Source organism: Campylobacter sp. LMG 17559, assembly GCF_024723605.1.
Lineage (GTDB): Bacteria > Campylobacterota > Campylobacteria > Campylobacterales > Campylobacteraceae > Campylobacter_D.
In genome coordinates this window covers 1-207 of sequence record NZ_JANQCZ010000085.1, presented here as the reverse complement: position 1 = coordinate 207, position 207 = coordinate 1, and the positions used below count along the sequence as shown (strand labels likewise).

The 207-nt window shown below is 32.4% G+C and carries 1 pseudogene; it reads left to right on the top strand.

Annotation, left to right across the window (positions count from 1 at the left end):
• Window positions 1-207: pseudogene (locus CAMP5082_RS08425) on the top strand (hypothetical protein); the annotation flags it as partial.

Sequence of the window (207 nt, the reverse complement as noted above, 5' to 3'; positions counted from 1 at the left end):
TAAAGTTAGGGTATGAGATAAGCAAAGAGAATGAAACAAAGCTGTCTAGAGGTAATAAGAAAATAGGAGATCCTACAGCTTATGCTACCATTATAGAAGCTAGATTTTCTGCTGATCTTGTCTTTAAAAAACCTAGAAAAGACAATGAAGCTTTAGATGAGGATCAAGTTATTGGAAATAAAGCGCAAAGCTTTATTTATAGAAACA